Annotated in this window: 1 pseudogene; it reads left to right on the top strand. The window is 66.1% G+C overall.

What is annotated here, in order from left to right:
* Positions 1 to 90 (top strand): annotated as a pseudogene (locus ACQG3P_RS23720) (succinate dehydrogenase iron-sulfur subunit); the annotation flags it as partial.
* Positions 91 to 236 lie beyond the last annotated feature (146 nt).

The following is a 236-nucleotide window of genomic DNA, read 5'->3' as shown; positions in this document are numbered from 1 at the left end:
ATGAACTGCGCCCGCACCTGCCCGACGGGCCTGAACCCGGGGGTGGCTATCGCCGAGATCAAGATGCTCATGATGGCGCGCCGCGCCTGATCGTAGTGCCACGCCCTGCGTGGCTGCCAAGGCATGACGGCGAAGCCGCGCCCGCTTGACCTAGGGGGCGCCTTTGTTTTCAGCGCGTAGCCACGCTCCCGTGTACTGCCGCGCTCCCGGATGACGTGCTCCAGTCTGTAATCACA

The sequence above is a fragment of the Stenotrophomonas sp. SrG genome, assembly GCF_050031795.1.
GTDB classification, from domain to species: domain Bacteria; phylum Pseudomonadota; class Gammaproteobacteria; order Xanthomonadales; family Xanthomonadaceae; genus Stenotrophomonas; species Stenotrophomonas rhizophila_A.
This window is presented reverse-complemented; position numbering and strand designations above follow the sequence as displayed.